The 14,547-nt window shown below is 69.5% G+C and carries 16 protein-coding genes and 3 pseudogenes; 13 read left to right on the top strand and 6 right to left on the bottom strand.

The window, feature by feature from the left end; all coding sequences use genetic code 11:
* Positions 1-47 precede the first annotated feature (47 nt).
* From Y694_RS08470 to Y694_RS08455, 4 genes are all read right to left on the bottom strand, one after another.
* The gene (locus tag Y694_RS08470; RefSeq protein WP_011830764.1) at positions 48-572 is read right to left on the bottom strand and encodes a chemotaxis protein CheW; all 525 of its coding nucleotides are present in this window, start codon (positions 570-572) and stop codon (positions 48-50) included.
* Positions 573-611: 39 nt separating this feature from the next.
* Positions 612-977 carry a PleD family two-component system response regulator gene (locus Y694_RS08465; RefSeq protein ID WP_011830765.1) on the bottom strand — a complete coding sequence of 122 codons (366 nt, stop codon included), beginning with the start codon at positions 975-977 and terminating at the stop codon, positions 612-614.
* Between the two features lie 66 nt (positions 978-1,043).
* Entirely contained in the window at positions 1,044-1,457 is a 414-nt protein-coding gene (locus tag Y694_RS08460; protein WP_193373397.1) for a response regulator, read from the bottom strand.
* 38 nt (positions 1,458-1,495) lie between these two features.
* A complete protein-coding gene (locus Y694_RS08455; RefSeq protein WP_011830767.1) occupies positions 1,496-1,648 on the bottom strand; it encodes a rubredoxin in 153 nt (50 codons plus the stop codon).
* A gap of 179 nt (positions 1,649-1,827) precedes the next feature.
* Between Y694_RS08455 and Y694_RS08450 the strand changes: the two genes are divergently transcribed.
* The 3 genes from Y694_RS08450 to Y694_RS08440 are packed head-to-tail and all read left to right on the top strand — an operon-like array spanning position 1,828 to position 4,961.
* On the top strand, positions 1,828-2,787 hold the full coding sequence (locus Y694_RS08450) for a bifunctional hydroxymethylpyrimidine kinase/phosphomethylpyrimidine kinase (RefSeq protein ID WP_011830768.1): 960 nt from the start codon (positions 1,828-1,830) through the stop codon (positions 2,785-2,787).
* 16 nt (positions 2,788-2,803) lie between these two features.
* On the top strand, positions 2,804-4,114 hold the full coding sequence (hemL, locus tag Y694_RS08445) for a glutamate-1-semialdehyde 2,1-aminomutase (RefSeq protein ID WP_036231572.1): 1,311 nt from the start codon (positions 2,804-2,806) through the stop codon (positions 4,112-4,114).
* Between the two features lie 16 nt (positions 4,115-4,130).
* Entirely contained in the window at positions 4,131-4,961 is an 831-nt protein-coding gene (locus tag Y694_RS08440) for a D-hexose-6-phosphate mutarotase (RefSeq protein WP_036231570.1), read from the top strand.
* A 16-nt stretch (positions 4,962-4,977) separates the two neighbouring features.
* On the opposite strand, the gene Y694_RS08435 is transcribed toward Y694_RS08440, so the two are convergent.
* Positions 4,978-5,451, bottom strand: coding sequence for a DUF6152 family protein (locus Y694_RS08435; protein ID WP_036231568.1), 474 nt, complete (start codon positions 5,449-5,451; stop codon positions 4,978-4,980).
* 19 nt (positions 5,452-5,470) lie between these two features.
* Positions 5,471-5,923 carry a hypothetical protein gene (locus Y694_RS08430; protein WP_051495661.1) on the bottom strand — a complete coding sequence of 151 codons (453 nt, stop codon included), beginning with the start codon at positions 5,921-5,923 and terminating at the stop codon, positions 5,471-5,473.
* A 62-nt stretch (positions 5,924-5,985) separates the two neighbouring features.
* Between Y694_RS08430 and mpl the strand changes: the two genes are divergently transcribed.
* From mpl to Y694_RS08380, 10 genes and pseudogenes are all read left to right on the top strand, one after another.
* Entirely contained in the window at positions 5,986-7,335 is a 1,350-nt protein-coding gene (gene mpl / locus Y694_RS08425) for a UDP-N-acetylmuramate:L-alanyl-gamma-D-glutamyl-meso-diaminopimelate ligase (RefSeq protein WP_036231566.1), read from the top strand.
* Positions 7,332-7,928, top strand: coding sequence for a YqiA/YcfP family alpha/beta fold hydrolase (locus tag Y694_RS08420; protein ID WP_011830774.1), 597 nt, complete (start codon positions 7,332-7,334; stop codon positions 7,926-7,928). Before mpl ends, Y694_RS08420 begins: the two co-directional genes overlap by 4 nt.
* Positions 7,929-7,962: 34 nt before the next feature.
* A complete protein-coding gene (locus tag Y694_RS08415; RefSeq protein WP_036231564.1) occupies positions 7,963-10,020 on the top strand; it encodes a ribonuclease catalytic domain-containing protein in 2,058 nt (685 codons plus the stop codon).
* Positions 10,021-10,032: 12 nt separating this feature from the next.
* Entirely contained in the window at positions 10,033-10,923 is an 891-nt protein-coding gene (locus Y694_RS08410; RefSeq protein WP_011830776.1) for an energy transducer TonB, read from the top strand.
* Positions 10,920-11,803, top strand: a pseudogene (aroE, locus tag Y694_RS08405) (shikimate dehydrogenase). Before Y694_RS08410 ends, aroE begins: the two are co-directional and overlap by 4 nt.
* On the top strand, positions 11,800-12,576 hold the full coding sequence (locus Y694_RS08400; protein ID WP_011830778.1) for a transglycosylase domain-containing protein: 777 nt from the start codon (positions 11,800-11,802) through the stop codon (positions 12,574-12,576). Before aroE ends, Y694_RS08400 begins: the two are co-directional and overlap by 4 nt.
* 34 nt (positions 12,577-12,610) lie before the next feature.
* Positions 12,611-13,221 (top strand): annotated as a pseudogene (locus tag Y694_RS08395) (hypothetical protein).
* Positions 13,221-13,763, top strand: coding sequence for a TlpA disulfide reductase family protein (locus tag Y694_RS08390; RefSeq protein ID WP_036231562.1), 543 nt, complete (start codon positions 13,221-13,223; stop codon positions 13,761-13,763). The pseudogene Y694_RS08395 and the gene Y694_RS08390 overlap by 1 nt, the downstream one beginning before the upstream one ends.
* A gap of 86 nt (positions 13,764-13,849) precedes the next feature.
* Positions 13,850-14,299 carry a type II 3-dehydroquinate dehydratase gene (gene aroQ, locus Y694_RS08385; RefSeq protein WP_161727972.1) on the top strand — a complete coding sequence of 150 codons (450 nt, stop codon included), beginning with the start codon at positions 13,850-13,852 and terminating at the stop codon, positions 14,297-14,299.
* Positions 14,300-14,379: 80 nt separating this feature from the next.
* A pseudogene (locus tag Y694_RS08380) lies at positions 14,380-14,547 on the top strand (acetyl-CoA carboxylase biotin carboxyl carrier protein); the annotation flags it as partial.

The raw sequence follows: 14,547 nt of genomic DNA, 5'->3' as shown, positions 1-14,547 counted from the left end.
CACCTCGGTGATTCGGTCGCGGTGCCCCGGTGCGCTGTGGCCAGCGGTCACCGGGCGATCCTCAGGAATGCCTCTTCGCCAGCCAGTTCCGCCAGCACGATCTCCTGCCAGCGCCGGCCACCGGCGTCGGCATAGGTAGCACCGGCGAAGGCCGGATGGGCCGCCTCGTCGGGCACGACCCGCAACTGGTCGGCCGAGCGCAGGCCGGCCAGTCGATCGACCAGCAAGGCGCAGTTGACTTCCAGCGCCGGATTGAACGCGATCAGTCGCGACTGGGGGCCGAACTCCTGGGGCGGCGCCGCGCGCAGGCCCAGGAAGACCGCCAGATCGACCACGCCATGAAGGCGCCCCCGCAGATTGGCCACACCCAGAAACCAGGCACCGGTGTGCGGCACCGGCATCAGCGCCGTCAGCGGGAAGATCTCGCTCGCCTGCCCCAGCGGCAGCAACAGGCCCTGCCCGCCGCACTCGACAGCCAGCCAGGTGGCCGTCTCGGACTTCTGCAGTCGCGCGGCCTGCAGCCGCTCGGCGAGCCGGGTCTGCAGTTCACGCAGCGCTTCCTTCTTGGCCATGCAGTCGCGACTCGGTTGCGGTAGAGATTGACCGACGGCTCAGTCGAACGCGCGGATCTTGGCGATCAGCTCGTCGGCGTCGACCGGCTTGACCACGTAGTCGCGTGCGCCCTGCCGCATGCCCCAGACCTTGTCGGTCTCCTGATTCTTGCTGGTGCACATGATCACCGGGACATCGGTGAAGCGCACGTCCCGCGTGATGGCTCGGGTGAGCTGAAACCCGTTCTGCCCCGGCATCACGACATCCATCAGGATGAGATCGGGCTTCTCCTCGCCGAGCCGACGCATTGCCTCCTCGCCGTTCTCGGCGGTGCGCACCTGATAGCCGCGCTTGACGAGCAGTTCGGACAGGAAATGCAGTTCGGTCTTGGAATCGTCGACGAGCAGGATCTTCGCGATCGTCATGATGGTGTCCTCAAACTTGCGCGGGCAACCGGGGGCGCCACGCCTGCTGCGCCAGGCCCGGCACGATCACGCAACGCGGCGGTGCTGTTCCACCGCTCGCAGCAACTGGTCTTTGGTGAAAGGCTTGGTCAGGTAGTCCTCGGAGCCGACCATGCGGCCCCGGGCCTTGTCGAACAGGCCGTCCTTCGAGGACAGCATGATCACCGGTACGCCGGAGAACTTGGGGTTGCGCTTGATGATGGCGCAGGTCTGGTAGCCATCGAGTCGCGGCATCAGGATGTCGCAAAAGATGAGATGCGGCTGGTGATCATTGACCTTGGCCAGCGCATCGAAGCCGTCCTCGGCCAGCACGACCACGTATCCGCCCTGCTTCAGGAAGATCTCGGCGCTGCGCCGGATGGTGTTGCTGTCGTCGATGACGAGCACGCGGATGGCTTCGGCGGTTGCAGCCTCCCCGCCCTCCTGTCCTTCTTGCGTCAGCGCCTCGTTCAAAGGATGTGCTCCTCAGCGGCAGGTTGCTAGATCTGCACCATCTCGAAGTCCTCCTTGCGTGCGCCGCATTCGGGACAGGTCCAGTTCATCGGGACGTCGGCCCAGGCGGTGCCAGCAGCGAGGCCGTGCTCCGGATCCCCGGCGGCCTCGTCGTAGATCCATCCGCAGATGAGGCACATCCAGGTTTTCGATTCGCTCACGGTGTCTTGGCTGCTCACTACAATGACAAAAGATTGTAGCGATCGCCTTTGGCAAAAAATCAAGGGTTAGTGGGCACATACGCAACATTCCTCATCATTTTCTGGAACTCCGTGACTGCATGCGCGGCCACGGCTCCAAGCCCTGATCGAACCCTCTCATGAACACGATCGCGCCCAGCGCTACCGAACCCACCGAGCCCGCTGCGAGCGACGCGCCGCCGGCGTGCGTGATGAGCTTCAACGCCAGCGACCCGAGTGGTGCCGGCGGGCTGGCCGGCGACATCTCCACCATCGCCGCGATGGGCGCACACGCCCTGCCCGTTGTCACCGCCATCGTGATGCGCGATACCGCCGAGGTCTTCGAATCGCACGAGATCGAGGCCGACACCATCGTCGAGCAGGCCCGCAGCATCCTCGAGGACGTGACCATCTCGGCGTGGAAGGTCGGCTTTCTCGGCAGCGCCGAGGGCGTGGCCGGCGTGGCCGAAGTGCTGAGCGACTACCCCGACGTGCCGCTGGTCGCCTACCTGACCAGCGTGTCCTGGCTCGAAGAAGACGACCAGCAGGCCTACCAGGACGCCTACCGCGAGCTGATCCTGCCGGCCACCGAGGTCCTGGTCGGCAACCAGCAGACCCTGGTCGACTTCCTGTTGCCCGAATGGGAGGCCGAACGGCCGCCCTCGGCCCGCGAGCTGGCGGTCGCCGCGGGCGAGCTCGGCGCCCGCTACGTGCTGGTGACCGGCATCGCCCTGCCCGCCAGCCGCGGGGCCGAGGCCCAGGTCGACAATGTGCTGGCGTCGCCGCAAGGCGCGATCACCGGGGAGAAGTTCGAGCGCTTCGACGCCACCTTCCTCGGAGCCGGCGAAACCCTGGCCGCCGCACTGGCCTCGCTGCTGGCAAGCGGCCAGGATCTCCACCTCGCGGTCTCGGAGGCGCTCAGCTTCCTCGACCAGGCGCTGGACGCCGGGTTCCGCCCCGGCATGGGCAATGTGGTCCCCGATCGCTTCTTCTGGGCGCTGCCGGAAGCCGAGCCCGGCGCCGAGGAAGAAGGACTGATGGGCGAGCCTGCCACCGACGAACTGCCGTCCGCCGAGCGCGGGCCGCGCCGCATCCACTGATCAAAGCAACTCCACGATGGCCGACTCGCGCAATGCCAGCCTGTTCGAACGGGCCCGCCGCAGCATCCCCGGGGGCGTGAACTCGCCGGTCCGCGCCTTCCGCGCAGTCGGCGGTACGCCGCGTTTCATCGCCCGGGCCGACGGCGCCTACCTGTGGGACGCCGACGGCAAGCGCTACATCGACTACATCGGCTCCTGGGGACCGATGATCCTCGGTCACGGCCACCCCGCCGTGCTGGAGGCCGTGCAGAAGGCAGCAACCGAGGGCTTCAGCTTCGGCGCCCCGACGGAGCGCGAGGTGGAACTGGCCGAGGAGATCCTGAAACTGGTCCCCAGTGCCGAGCAGGTGCGCCTGGTCAGCTCGGGCACCGAGGCGGCGATGAGCGCGTTGCGGCTGGCGCGCGGCGCGACTGGGCGCTCGAAGATTGTCAAGTTCGAGGGCTGCTACCACGGCCATGCCGACGCGCTTCTGGTGAAGGCCGGCTCGGGGCTCGCGACCTTCGGCCACCCCACCTCGGCCGGCGTGCCTCCCGAGGTGGTGCAGCACACGCTGGTGTTGACCTACAACGACGTGACGGGCCTCGAGGCGGCCTTCAGTGCGCACGGCGCCGAGATCGCCTGCGTGATGATCGAGCCGATCGCCGGCAACATGAATTTCGTACGGGCCGGCCTCCCGTTCATGAAGCGGCTGCGCGAGCTGTGCACGCAGCACGGGGCGCTGCTGGTGTTCGACGAAGTGATGACGGGCTTTCGCGTCGCGCTCGGCGGCGCCCAGAGCCTGTATGCGAAGGCGATTCCCGGCTTCAAGCCCGACCTCAGCGTGTTCGGCAAGGTCATCGGCGGCGGCATGCCGCTCGCGGCTTTCGCCGGGCCGCGCGCCATCATGGAACAGCTCGCACCGCTCGGCCCGGTCTACCAGGCCGGCACGCTGAGCGGCAACCCGGTCGCCACCGCGTGCGGCCTGGCCACGCTGCGCGAGATCCAGAAGCCGGGCTTCTTCGAATCGCTGGCAGCGGGCACGCGCGACCTGCTCGACGGACTGCTGCGCGCGGCCACTGCGGCTGGCGTGCCGATGGTGGGCGACTGCGAGGGCGGCATGTTCGGCTTCTTTTTCCCGAAGACGGCGCAAGCCGCGCTGCCGCAGAACTATGTCGAGGTGATGGCCACCGACGGCGAGCGCTTCAACCGCTATTTCCACGGCATGCTCGACCGCGGCGTGTATCTGGCGCCGGCTCTCTACGAAGCCGGCTTCGTCAGCGCCGCGCACACGCCGGCCGACATCGAGGCGACGCTCGCCGCGGCCCGCGCCACGCTGGCAGCGGCCTGATCGCGGCCGGGCCCGCATGGCGATGACCGAGGTGCTCGGCCAGGCGGCTGTGGTCCTGCGGACCGCGGACGGCGCCGAGGCGACGGTGCTGCTGCACGGTGCCCATGTGGTGTCGTGGCGACCTGCGGGCCTGCCGGAGCAGCTCTATCTCTCACCACGGGCGCAGGCCGGCCCCGGCCAGGCAGTGCGGGGCGGCATCCCGGTGATCTTTCCGCAGTTCGAACGCCGCGGGCCCTTGCCGCGCCATGGGTTCGCACGCGATCGCGCGTGGACGCTGGTCGAGTACGGCCCGCAGCGCCAGCACACCCAGGCGGTGCTGAGCCTGACCGATACCGACGCCACCCGCGCGGTGTGGCCCCACGCGTTCGAGGCCGAACTGACCGTCAGCCTGTCGGGTCGCGCGCTGGAGATGGAACTGGCCGTGCTGAACACCGGCGATCGGGCCTTCGAGTTCACCGCCGCGCTGCACACCTACCTGCGCTGCGACGACGTGCGCGAGGCCCGCGTCTCGGGGCTGCTGGGCGGTGACTTCGAGGACAGCCTGCGCGGCACAACACACCGCCAGGAGATCGAGCCGCAGGCGATCGTCGGCGAAATCGATCGCATCTACTGGAACGTCGCGTCGCCGGTGGTGCTGCAGGCGCCGCAGCGGCGCGTCTCCATCAGCGCGGAAGGCTTCCCGGACCGCGTGCTCTGGAACCCCGGCGCCGAGAAGGCGGCAGCGATGGCCGACCTGCCCGACGACGACTGGCTGCAGATGCTGTGCATCGAGACCGCCTGCATCGGCCAGCCCGTGCCGCTGGCCGCGGGCCAGGAGTGGTTCGCTCGACAGACCCTGCAGGCCTGAGTTCGCCAGTTCGTAATCAGGCCGGCGACGACCGCAGGCCGTAGGCCTGCCCGGCCACGAACAGGTACTCGGCCCGCAGCACGGCCTCGCCCTGTTCGCCACCGAAGGTAAAGCCCAGCAGGGCCAGTGACGTACCGGGTCGGATTTCGGCGACCTTCCAGGCCTCCATGCGCGTCAGCGGTGCGAGTTCCACATGCCACAGCCGGTCCTTGCGCGTCGGCAGCACCGCCGCGGCCAGCAGCCCGGGCCCGTCGACCTGGGCGCTCTGCGCGGGCAGCGGGCGCTTTGCCAAGTCGGCAGGCAGGCGCAGGTCGGACGCCACCTCCAGGTCGAGTTCCACGTGCGGGTTGCGCCAAGCGACCCGGACCGAGCGCCCCTCGAGGTAGATCGGGCGGCCCTGGTCGAAGCGGCTCCAGCCATGGTGGGCCTGCCCCCGCAGCGGCAGCACCGCGCCGGCGCACGCGGCGAGCATCAGGTGGCGACGTTTCATCGGCTTCTCCTTTCCGGCCTCAGGCGTAGGCGATCCAGCGACCGCAGATGATGACGGCGATCCATAGCCCCAGCGACAGCACGGTCTGCGCGCGCGCCCAGACATCGAACCGGTGCAGGCTGCCACGGGCATGGAAGATCGCCGCATTGCTGCCGGCCGCCAGCAGCAGCGCCATCTTCAGCGTGAAGGAGCGGTTCGCCAGCAGGTCGCCCGGCTGGCTGCTGAACATCAGCGCACCGGACACGGCCGCCACGCCGAAGCCCAGCAGCGTGACCGGCAGCGCGAGCCGCGCCAGCGCCGGCACGCTCAGGGCCGGCGCGGCGCCCCACAGGCGCAGCTCGAACACCACAAGGCTGCCGAACAGCAGCGCGATGCCGCACAGGTGCACGGCCTCGAGCGCCGGGTACAGCCAGGGGTGCTGGGCCAGCCCGGTCCAGGCCGGCAGCACGAGTGGAACGGCTTGTGCTTCCATGTCGCAGAAGGTAGCAGTCTCGGCGGTCGCCGCGGCAACCCGCGTCCCTAGAATGATCGGCCATGCACATTCACATCCTCGGCATCTGCGGCACCTTCATGGGCGGCCTGGCCGCACTGGCTCGCGAGGCCGGGCACCGGGTCACCGGCTGCGATGCCAACGTCTACCCGCCGATGAGCGACCAGCTCCGCGCGCTGGGCATCGAGCTGATCGAGGGCTGGGACGTGCAGCAGCTCGCGCTGAAGCCCGACCTGTACGTGATCGGCAACGTGGTCTCGCGCGGCAACGCGCTGATGGAGGCGATCCTCGACGCCGGCCTGCCCTACACCAGCGGACCGCAATGGCTGGCCGAGCACGTGCTGCAGGGGCGACATGTGCTGGCGGTCGCCGGCACGCACGGCAAGACCACCACAACCTCGATGCTGGCCTGGATCCTGGAGAACAACGAGCGCCGGCCCGGCTTCCTGGTCGGCGGCGTGCCGCAGAACTTCGAGGTCAGCGCACGGCTGGGCGAGGGCCAGCCCTTCGTGATCGAAGCCGACGAATACGACACCGCGTTCTTCGACAAGCGCAGCAAGTTCGTGCACTACCGGCCGCGCACCGCGGTCCTGAACAACCTGGAGTTCGACCACGCCGACATCTTCGCGGACCTGGCGGCCATCGAAACCCAGTTCCACCACCTGCTGCGCACGGTGCCGACCAGTGGACGCGTGATCGTCAACGCGCGCGAGGAGAGCCTGGCGCGCGTGCTCGGGCGCGGCTGCTGGAGCGACGTTCAGCGCTTCGGCGTGCGCGGCGACGTGCCCGGCTTCCGGGCCCGCGGCGAGCCGCACAGCTTCGACGTGCTGAAGTCGGGCGTGCAGGTCGGTCGCGTGGAGTGGGCGCTGCTGGGTGAGCACAACCAGCTCAATGCGCTGGCCGCGATCGCCGCAGCGGAGCACGTCGGCGTCGCGCCGGCCGACGCAGCCCGCGCGCTGGCCGGCTTCGCGAACGTGAAGCGCCGGCTCGAACTGCGCGGCGAGGTCCGCGGCATCAAGGTCTACGACGATTTCGCCCACCACCCGACGGCCATGCGCACCACCATCGACGGCTTGCGGCGCCGGATCGGCGAGCAGCGCATCCTGGCCGTGTTCGAGCCGCGGTCCAACACCATGAAGCTCGGCGCGATGAAGGCCCAGCTGCCGTGGGCGCTGGAGGAGGCCGACCTGGCCTTCTGCCACAGCGGCGGCCTGGGCTGGAACGCCGGCGAGGCGCTGGCGCCACTGGGCGACCGCGCGGTCGTCGGCGACTCGATCGACGCGCTGGTCCAGCGCGTGGTCCAGGCGGCGCGCAGCGGCGATCACGTGCTGTGCATGAGCAACGGCAGCTTTGGCGGCATCCACGACAAGCTGCTCGCCGCGCTCGCGCGATGAAGCCGCCGTCGCATCTGCTCTACCTGCATGGCTTCCGCTCCTCGCCCGGTTCGGCCAAGGCGCAGCGCGTGGCGGCCGAGGTCACCCGGCTGCAGGACGCGGGCCACTCCCTGGTGTGGTGCTGTCCCCAACTCCCGCCGTCGCCGGCCGCGGCAAAGGCGCTGATCGATTCGCTGACCCATGACTGGCCGTCCGATCGCATGGCGGCGATCGGCAGTTCCCTGGGCGGCTTCTATGCCACCGTGCTGGCCGAGCAGCGCGGTTGCCGCGCGGTCGTGCTCAATCCGGCCGTCGACCCGGCCGACACGCTGGCCGGCCAGATCGGCGAGCAGACCGGCTGGCACGACCCGGCCCTGCGCTTCGAGTTCACCGCGGCCCACGTCGAGGAGCTGCGGGTGATGCGGCCGCCGCGCCTGCGCGATCCGGCGCGCTACCTCGCCGTCATCGCGAAGGGCGACGAGGTGCTCGACTGGCGCGACATGACGGCCCGCTACGCCGGCGCCCGCATCAAGCTGCTGGAGGGCGGCGACCACGCGCTGAGCGACTTCGACGACCACCTCCCGGATCTGTTGGGCTTTCTCGACCTGGGCTGACCGCGCATTGGCGGATGGGACAATCCGCCCCGATATGTCCGATACCTACGCCCTGTTCGAAGAAGCCGGCAAGTTCCTCGCCGGCCGTGTGATGTCCGAGGCCGAGAGCTCGCTGCAGGTGGAGCTCGATTCCGGCAAGCGCGTCAAGGTCAAGAGCGCCAACGCGCTGCTGCGTTTTGCGAAACCTGCGCCAGCCGAGCTGCTGGCGCAGGCGCACAGCCTGTCGGGCGAGATCGACCTCGACCTGATCTGGGAGGTCGCGCCGGACGAGGAGTTCGGCTTCGACGACATTGCTCGCGAGTACTTCAATGCCCAGCCCGACGCACCGCAGCGCGCGGCCACGCTGTTGCGGTTGTTCGATGCGCCGCACTACTTCCACCGGCGCGGCAAGGGACGCTTCCGCAAGGCGCCGGAAGACATCCTGAAGCAGGCCCTGGTGGCGATCGAGCGCAAGGCGCAGCAGGCCGCGCAGATCGAGTCCTGGGCGGTCGAGCTGGCCGGCGGCCACTGCCCGGCGCCGATCTCCGAGCAGCTCTACCGCATCCTGTTCAAGCCCGACAAGAACGGCCCCGAGTACAAGGCCGTGGTCGAGGCCGCGAAGCGTTCGCACAAGGCGCCGCTCGACCTGCTGAAGGACGCCGGCGCGATCACGAGCCCCTACCAGTTCCACTGGAAGCGCTTCCTGTTCGAGTTCTTCCCCAAGGGCACGGCCTTCCCGCCGCTGCAGGCGCCGCCGATCAAGAACGATCTGCCGCTGGCCGCGGTGCAGGCTTTCTCGATCGACGATTCGAGCACCACCGAGATCGACGACGCCTTGTCGGTGCAGGGGCTGGGCAGTGACACCGTCGTGTTTGGCGTGCACATCGCCGCGCCGGGCCTGGCGGTCCAGCCCGGATCGGCTGTCGACCAGGTGGCACGCACGCGCTGGTCCACCGTCTACATGCCGGGCCACAAGCTGACCATGCTGCCCGACGAGGTGGTGCAGAGCTACACGCTGCTCGAAGGGCGCGACTGCCCGGCGGTGTCGGTGTACTTCAGCCTCGATGCGGCGTCGCTGGCCGTGAAGGCGGTGGAAACGAAGCTCGAGCAGGTGCACATTGCCGCCAACCTGCGCCACGACCAGCTCGACGCGGTGGTCACCGAAGCCTCGCTGACCGGCGAGGCGCCGGCCGGCTACGCCTTCGCGCCCGAGCTCTCGTTCGCTTTCCGCCTGGCCCGGCATCTGAAGGCGCAGCGCGAGCTGGTGCGCGGCAAGCCCGAGAACTTCAACCGGCCGGACTACAACTTCAGGCTCGACGGAGGGAACGCCGGCGAGCCCGACGGCAGCGAGACGGTCGTCATCACCGAACGCAAGCGCGGTTCGCCGCTGGACCTGATCGTCGCCGAGGCAATGATCCTCGCCAACAGCCACTGGGGCGGCTGGATCGCCGAGTGCGGCGTGCCGGGCATCTACCGTAGCCAGGCCAGCATGGCCCCGGGCATCAAGGTGCGCATGGGCACCAAGCCGGCGCCACATGCGGGCATGGGCGTCAAGCAGTACACCTGGGCTACCTCTCCGTTGCGGCGCTACGTGGACCTGGTCAACCAGTGGCAGATCATCGCCTGCGCGCGGCACGGCCGCACCGCGGCGCTGGCCGCACCGTTCAAGCCCAAGGACGCCGAGCTGTTCTCGGTCATCTCGGGCTTCGACGCCGCGTACACGGCCTACAACCAGTTCCAGAACGGGCTGGAGCGCTACTGGACGATGCGTCATCTCGAGCAGGCAGGCCTGACCGAGCTGGAGGCCGCGGTGATGAAGGACGGGCTGGTCCGCGCCGAGACGCTGCCGCTGGTGTTCCGGGCCCTCGGCTGCGAGTCGCTGCCGCGCGGAGCCCGGGTGCGGGTGCGCATCACCGGGACCGATCTGCTCACACTGGAGCTGCACGCCAGCCTCGTCACCCGGCTCGACGATCCGGCGACGCCGGCCGACGATGCGCCGGTCGATGCCGAGGAGGCCGACGAAGCGGCCGAGGCCGCCGCGCCGCTCGCGCTGGCGATCGACCTGCAGGATGGCGACAATGCCGCCGACCCGGCCCCCTCCGGCGCCGCCTAGGATGCCCGACGCATGAAGCTGATTCCGCAACGCTGGGCAGAGCGCCTCCGGCGACTCACCGCACTGCACGTCGCGCTGCTGATCTCCTTCGGTGTTCACGCGGTGCTGCTGACGGTGCGCTTCGTCGATCCGGAAGGCTTCAACCGCGTGTTCAAGGACACGCCGCTCGAGGTCATCCTGGTCAACGCGCGCTCGACCGAGCCGCCGCTGAAGGCGCAGGCGATCGCACAGGCCGCGCTGGCGGGCGGCGGCGAGGCCCAGGCCGGCCGCGCCACCTCGCCGCTGCCACCGTCCGCCCTGACCGAGGTCGGCGATTCGCTGGAAGACGCGCGCCAGCAGATCCAGTCGCTGCAGGAGCAGCAGATGCAGCTGCTGGCGCAGATCCGCCGCGAGCTGGCGCGCCTGCCGCCGCCCGACCCGCAACGCGACGAGGGGAGCCCGGACGCCCGCGCCCAGGCCGAACAGCGCCAGCAGATGCTGCAGATGCTGGCCGAGATCGAGAAGCGCATCAACGACGCCAATGCCCGTCCGAAGAAGCGCTACGTGAGCCCGTCGACCAGCGAGGCGGTGTACGCCGTCTACTACGACGTGCTGCGCCGCAAGATCGAGGAACGCGGCACCCTGAACTTCCCCGAGGACAAGGGCCGCAAGCTCTACGGCGAGCTGACGATGATCGTCACCGTCGACGCGCTCGGCCAGGTGCTCGACACGGAGATCGTCCAGAGCTCGGGCCAGCGCACGCTCGATCGTCGCGCCCAGGCCATCGTGCGCGCGGCATCGCCGTTCGGCCCCTTCACCGACGCGATGCGCAAGCAGGCCGACCAGATCGTCGTCGTGTCGCGCTTCCGCTTCACGCGAGACGAGGGCTTCGAGACGCGGCTCCTGCAGTCGTCGCCGCAATGAAGGACCGCGCGGACGCCGCGGCCCGCGATCGCTACGCGGTCGCCGGCCACCCGGTCGAGCACAGCCGCTCACCGTTCATTCATGCGCGATTCGCCGCGCTGACGGGAGAGCCGATCGACTACGGCCGGCTGCCTTGCCCGCTCGATGGCTTCGCCGCCACCGTGAGCGCCTTTGCGGCATCGACCGGCACCGGGCTCGGGCCGGCGCGCGGCTGCAACGTCACGGTGCCATTCAAGTTCGAGGCCGTCGCGCTCGCCGCGCAGCTCACACCGCGCGCCGCACTGGCCCAGGCGGCCAACACCCTGCGCTTCGATGCCGAAGGCTGGCAGGCCGACAACACCGACGGCGCCGGGCTGGTGCGCGACATCACGGTCCATGCCGGCGTTGCGTTGCAAGGCGCCACACTGCTGCTGGTCGGCGCCGGCGGCGCGGCGGCCGGCGTGCTGGGGCCGCTCCTCGAGACCGGGCCGCAACGGCTGGTGCTGGCGAATCGCTCGCCCGACAGGCCCGCACGCTGGTCGAGCGCCATGCGGCGCTGGCGGCGCTGCATGGCGTGACGCTCGAGGCGGCAGCGCTGGACGACTGCGGCGACGGCTACGACATCGTCGTCAACGCCACCGCCGCCAGCCTCGCCGGGGCCACGGTGCCGGTCGCCGCGCGCGTGCTGCGCCCCGGCGCACTGGCCCTGGACATGATGTACGGGCCCGCAGCGCAGGGCTTTCTGCGCTGGGCGGCGGCGCACGGCGCACACGGCCGTGACGGCCTGGGCATGCTGGTCGAGCAGGCGGCAGAGTCGTTCTGGTTCTGGCGCGGCGTGCGCCCGCCGACGCCGGCCGTGCTGGCCGAATTGCGTGCCGTCATCGAAGGGGCCGACACATGAAGCGCCTGGTCCGCTGGCTGGTGCTGCTGGCCCTCAGCGCCATCGCCTTGCAAGGGGTGTTCGTGCTCCGCATCGCGATGATGCGTTTCGTCGACCCCGAGTCCACCACCTTCCAGCGCAGCGAGATCTGGCGCCTGGCGACCGAGCGCCACGAGGTCCTGTGGTCTCAGCGCTGGCAACCCTACGAGCGCATCGCCGCAACACTCAAGCGGGCGGTGATCGCATCGGAAGACGCCAGCTTCACCGACCACGGCGGCGTGGACTGGGAAGCGATCGAGAAGGCCTGGGAGCGCAACCAGCGCGCCGAGGCACGCGCCGAGAAGCTGCAGGCACAGCTCGAGAGCCAGCAGCAGCGGCGGGCGGCCAACGCCCGGTCGGCCCCGCCCCGCCCGGCCCCGGTGGCGAAGATCGTCGGCGGCTCGACCATCAGCCAACAGCTTGCGAAGAACCTGTTCCTGTCGGGCGAGCGCAGCCTGGCCCGCAAGGGGCAGGAATTCGTCATCACCTTCATGCTCGAGGCGCTGCTCGACAAGGAACGCATCCTGGCGATCTACCTGAACAACGTCGAGTGGGGCGAAGGTGTGTTCGGCGCGCAGGCTGCGTCCCGCCACTATTTCCGCGTCGATGCCGGCCAGCTGAGCGCGATGCAGGCAGCTCGTCTGGCCGTGATGCTGCCGGCCCCCAAGCGCTTCGAGAAGCGCCCCGGCTCGGCCTATGTCAGCGGTCGCGCTGCGACCATCGTGTCGCGCATGTCGGCGGTCGAACTGCCCTGAACCGGGACCCCGGCTCTCCGCTCCAACCCGCGCCATGCCCTCTTCCGCCCCGTCCGCGCTCAGTGCCGAGATCGCCGCAACCGCGGCCCGGCTCGTCGTCGAAGAAGGACTCGAATACGGGCCGGCCAAACAGCGGGCCCTGAAGCTGCTCGGCCACCGTGGCCTGCCGGCGCGAGACTTGCCCGACAACGACTTGCTTGAATACGAAGTCCGCACTTACATCGAACTGTTCTGCGCCGAGACCCAACCGCGCGAACTGGCGGCCCTGCGCGAAGTGGCACTGGCTGGATGGAGCGGCTGGCCGAGTTCCGCCCGCACCTGAGCGGCGCGGTCTGGCGCGGCACCGCCACCCGGCTGAACGACGTGCACCTGCAGCTCTACTGCGACGATTCGAAGGCGGCCGAGATCGCGCTGCTCAATGCCGGCATCGGCTACGACGTCGGCAGCACCCGGAGCCCGAACGGGCGCACCATTGACGTACTGAGCCTGGCCCAGCCCTGCGCCACGTTGAATGAATCGGTCACGGTACATCTCAGCATCCTGGACCACGACGACCTCCGCGGCGCGCTCAAGCGCGACGCCCACGGCCGCAGTGCCCGCGGCGATGCCGCAGCACTGCGCCAATTGATGACGAAGGACGCCTGATGAATCCACCCCCCATCGCTTCGGCACGCCGCCGCCGACTGGTCTTCGGCCTGGGAGCGGGGGCCGGCGTAGGCGCCGGGGTGTGGCTGGCGCTGCGGCAGCAGGCACCGGCGCTCGACCCGACCGTCACGGCGCTGTGGGCGTCGAGTTTTGACCGCCCCGAGGGCGGTACGCTGGCGATGCAGAGCCTGCGCGGCAAGCCGCTGCTGATCAATTTCTGGGCCACATGGTGCGCACCCTGCGTCCGAGAATTGCCGGAAATTGATCGCTTTCATCGTGATTTCCAGTCCAAAGGCTGGCAAGTTGTCGGCCTAGCCGTCGACGGGCCGACCCCGGTCCGCGAGTTCCTGGGCCGCCTGAAGCTGGGTTTTCCGATCGGGCTGGCCGGCTTCGAAGGCAGCGAACTGTCGCGCCAACTGGGCAACGAACAGGGCGGCCTGCCCTTCACCGTGGCCTTCGATGCGAGCGGCCGGCCGGTGCAGCGCAAGCTGGGCGAGACCTGCTACGAAGACCTCGCCGCCTGGGCGCGGGAGCTGGGCTGAGCACGCCCGCTTCGTGATCGACCATCGCCCCGTTTGCGCGTAAAGTCGCGGCTTCGCCGGGGGATCTGCCGGCATCGAACTCGCATCTGATGGAAATACTCGTCCTTCATGGACCCAATCTCAACCTGCTCGGCAGCCGCGAACCGGCGGTCTACGGCGCCACCACGCTGGCCGAGATCGACGCGGCCCTGCTGCGGCGCGCGGGCGAGGCCGGGTTCGGATTGGCGAGCTTCCAGAGCAACCACGAGGGCGCACTGGTCGATCGGGTACAGGAGGCGCGCAGCGACGGCACCCGCTTCATCCTGATCAACCCGGCCGCCTTCACGCACACCAGCGTCGCGTTGCGCGATGCGCTCGCCGCGGTGGCCCTGCCCTTCATCGAGGTGCACCTGTCGAACGTGCACCGCCGCGAGGCCTTCCGTCACCATTCCTATTTCTCGGAGTTGGCCGAAGGAGTGATCGTCGGTCTGGGCGCCAGCGGCTACCGCCTGGCGCTGGAGTTCGCGCTCGAACGGCTCGGCGGCACACACAACTGAGCGGTGGCCCTGCCGCGGTACACCGCCGCGCAGGCCCGGTTTGAAGAAACCATAACGACATTCGTTGGAGAGAGAAATCCATGGACCTGCGCAAACTGAAGACGCTGATCGACCTGGTGTCGGAGTCCAACGTCTCCGAACTGGAGATCACCGAGGCCGACGGCAAGGTGCGCATCGTCAAGAGCGCGCCGGTGGCGACGGTTGTGGCCGCGCCGGTGGCGGCGCCCGTGGCCCCCCGCGGTCGCGGC

Origin of the sequence: Methylibium sp. T29-B, from assembly GCF_000576225.1 — a bacterium.
Taxonomy (GTDB): domain Bacteria; phylum Pseudomonadota; class Gammaproteobacteria; order Burkholderiales; family Burkholderiaceae_C; genus Methylibium; species Methylibium petroleiphilum.
This window is presented reverse-complemented; position numbering and strand designations above follow the sequence as displayed.